This window comes from Mycobacterium sp. KBS0706 (genome assembly GCF_005938675.2).
In the GTDB taxonomy this organism is placed as follows: domain Bacteria; phylum Pseudomonadota; class Alphaproteobacteria; order DSM-16000; family Inquilinaceae; genus Inquilinus.
The window spans coordinates 1-331 of sequence record NZ_VCCH02000394.1; the positions used below are offsets into that span (position 1 = coordinate 1).

Annotated in this window: 1 protein-coding gene; it reads left to right on the forward strand. The window is 71.3% G+C overall.

Features of this window, described 5'->3' with window-relative positions:
• On the forward strand, positions 1 to 331 hold a 331-nt coding region (locus FFK22_RS42430; RefSeq protein WP_143957067.1), incomplete at both ends, for a transposase.

A 331-nucleotide genomic window follows, 5' to 3' on the forward strand; every position in this document is an offset into this window, starting at 1 on the left:
CCGACCGTGATCGGGATCGACGACTGGGCGTGGCGGCGCAACCAGCGCTACGGGACCATCATCTGCGACCTGGAGCGGCGCAAGACCATTGCCCTGCTTCCTGACCGCGAGCCGGCGACGGCACAGGCTTGGCTCTCGGACCAGCCGCAGATCGCCGTTGTCGCCCGCGACCGCGGTGGCGGCTACGCCGTGGCCACGGCCAAGGCGCTGCCGCAGGCCATTCAGGTCGCCGACCGCTGGCACCTGATGGAGAACGCCAGCCGCGCCTTCCTCGACGCGGTGCGCAAATCCATGCGGCAGATCCGCGCCGCGATCGGCGCCGCCACGATCG